The following is a 2,787-nucleotide window of genomic DNA, read 5'->3' on the forward strand; positions in this document are numbered from 1 at the left end:
ATCCCATCACAAAGGGAAATCTCAAAATGTTGGCAATCGCAAACTATGAGATAATTGAGACGCAGACAAAAGAGCTTGCATGTAAAACAGTAGGTGATGGCGCGATGGCAGAGCCTATTGAGATTTTCTGGCACTGCGCAAAAGCTCTCTTAAGAGATGAGTTTTGGAGCGACAGAAGAGTTATAGTAACGGGCGGTGGAACCATAGAGAAGATAGATGACGTAAGATATCTATCCAACTTCTCAAGCGGCAAAATGGCTTCGGCTCTGGCTGCCGCGCTATACTGTAGAGGCGCTGACGTAAACCTCATATCTTCGAAGTTTGACAAAGAACTTCCGCTTGATTTATATACAATACAAGTAGAAAGTTCGGATGAGATGTTTGAGTATCTAAAAGACTCTATACGCATCGCAAAAAAAGGAAAACTATCAAAAGCGACACTTATGAGAGATGAGCAGATTCATCTTATCCAAAAGAAGCCGTACCTCTTTATGGCGGCAGCAGTGAGCGACTATATTCCAAGCAATGCGCAAATCGGAAAACTAAAAAAAGAGTCTTTGGGTGATGAGTGGGATTTAAAACTAAAACAAAACATTGATATTTTAAACTCAATCGACAAAAGCGAGATAACAACGGTAGGTTTTAAAGCTGAGATGGACGAAGAACATGCAGTTATAAATGCCCTTAAAATGATAGATTCAAAAGGTGTTGACGCTGTTTGCCTAAACGTACTAAAAGATTCATCAAGCTTTGGAACTGATACGAACAAGATGGATTTCATAGTAAAAGAGAAAAAAGAGAGTATCCCTTTGGGTGACAAACTAACCGTTGCCTTTGAAATCTTAGAACACGCAAAAAACCTATGAACAGAGTAAGACATATAGCCATCATAATGGATGGAAACGGCCGTTGGGCTGAACTTCAGGGACAAAAACGAGTCAAAGGGCACGAAATGGGTGCAAAGGTCGTGAGAGCTGTTACCGAGTTTTGTGCGGCAGACGGCGACATTGAGAGACTGACTCTTTACGCTTTTTCGACTGAAAACTGGAAAAGACCTCGTCTTGAAGTCGAATATCTTATGAAGCTGCTGCAGAAATATCTAGAGAGCGAACTTGAAACATACCTCAAAAACAATATCCGTTTTGAGCCAATCGGAGATATAAGAGCATTTTCGTTATCTCTTCAAAAAACAATAAAAGAGGTTGAGAAAAAAACACTCCACTGCAACGGCTTAGTTCAATCACTTGCCCTTAACTACGGCGCTCAAGATGAGATACTTCGCGCTATAAACAAGATTAAAAAATCAGAAGAGGATATAACTCAAGCGATGCTCTCAAGTGCCCTTGACTGCAAACATAATGTAGATTTACTCATAAGAACAGGCGGAGACCACAGACTCTCAAACTTTTTGCTTTGGCAGGCTGTCTATGCGGAGCTTTTTTTCACCGACACGCTTTGGCCTGATTTTACAACAGCCGAGCTTAAGAAGATTATAAAAGATTTTACAAAAATTGAGAGAAAATTTGGAGGGTTGAAGTAGTGGAATTTTTAATACCATTCATATTTGGCATCACACTTGGTTCATTTTTAAACGTTGTTATTTTAAGACTTCCAAAGGATGAGAGTGTTGTTTTTGGCTCTTCTCACTGTCCAACATGTAAAAATGAGCTCAAGCCGTGGCACAATATTCCTCTGTTTTCATGGCTCTTTCTAAAAGGGAAATGCGCTTTTTGCAACACTAAAATATCCTCGCAATACCCAGTAGTTGAGCTTCTCTCAGGTCTTATAGTTTTAGCTTTGTCGATAAAGTTCGGGTTTAGTTTTCCTATGATTTTGATAGCATTTAGCTTTTTAACGCTTCTTGCGCTCTCCATAATAGATTTTAGATATAAAATGGTTCCGGATTCCCTAAATCTTTTAGCTTTGACATTTGCCATATTTGGAGCGTGGAGCATAAGCGGTATCGCGATAAACTTCCAAAATGCCATGCTCTTTGCGGGAGGTTTTACTCTGCTTAGATTTTCAATCTCTTACATGTTGACATCATCAGCCCACAGACATGCAAAAAAAACAATCACGACGTGGACTAAAAATTATCACACCTACCCATTTATAGAGGCTATGGGCGAAGGCGACATAATGGTTGCAGCCACAATGGGAGCTCTGCTTGGTGTACAACTCACACTTGTCGCAATATTTTTCTCGGCACTTTTAGCTCTTCCCGTAATGCTCTTTGCAATGCGCGGCTCAAAAGAGGAGCAAAGAGTTCCGTTTGTACCGTTTTTGGCAATGGCTACATTTATAGTTTACATGTACGACTCTCCTATCCTCGCATATATTGAGGCAAATTACTAATGAAAATACTTCAACATTACATAAAACACTCTCTATCAATTATATTTTTATCAATATTTTTGCCGCTCTTTGCTATTGCTTCAATAGTTTTTTTGATAAAACTGGCAACATATACGGCGGTGATTCAGCTTAGTATATTTGAGATGGCAAAACTCTTTTTCTTTATGTTGCCTGAACTACTGTTTTATACCTTGCCGCTCTCTTTTTTCGTAGCAGTCACGCTTACACTCTTTAAGCTCTCAAACGACAATGAAATAGTTGTAATCTTTGCACTTGGAATTCGCCCAAAATTTATTCTCAAAACGCTCTTTGCGCCTGCTATATTTTTGTCACTGCTGCTGTTGTTTAATTTTTTTGTTCTCTTTCCTCATGCAAAAATCATATCCTACAACTTCCTCTCATATAAAAAGAGTGAAGCAAAATTCAACCTCT

General features: G+C 39.1%; 4 protein-coding genes. All 4 read left to right on the plus strand.

What is annotated here, in order from left to right; genetic code table 11:
* A partial coding sequence (locus K0A91_RS10755; protein ID WP_295010186.1) for a phosphopantothenoylcysteine decarboxylase occupies window positions 1-866 on the plus strand: 866 nt, incomplete at its 5' end.
* Window positions 863-1,540 (plus strand): polyprenyl diphosphate synthase, encoded by a 678-nt coding sequence (gene uppS, locus K0A91_RS10760; protein ID WP_295010187.1) that lies wholly within the window; start codon window positions 863-865, stop codon window positions 1,538-1,540. The genes K0A91_RS10755 and uppS, both read left to right, overlap by 4 nt.
* Entirely contained in the window at window positions 1,540-2,355 is an 816-nt protein-coding gene (locus K0A91_RS10765) for an A24 family peptidase (RefSeq protein ID WP_295010188.1), read from the plus strand. The genes uppS and K0A91_RS10765 overlap by 1 nt, the downstream gene beginning before the upstream one ends.
* Window positions 2,355-2,787 (plus strand): LptF/LptG family permease (locus K0A91_RS10770; protein WP_295010189.1); only part of this gene is annotated, 433 nt, incomplete at its 3' end. The genes K0A91_RS10765 and K0A91_RS10770, both read left to right, overlap by 1 nt.

Origin of the sequence: Sulfurimonas sp., assembly GCF_019429335.1 — a bacterium.
In the GTDB taxonomy this organism is placed as follows: domain Bacteria; phylum Campylobacterota; class Campylobacteria; order Campylobacterales; family Sulfurimonadaceae; genus Sulfurimonas.

Excerpts from the sequence above, each read along its gene's own strand:
- uppS (WP_295010187.1), top strand. The coding sequence starts at position 863 with ATGAACAGAGTAAGACATATAGCCATCATAATGGATGGAAACGGCCGT.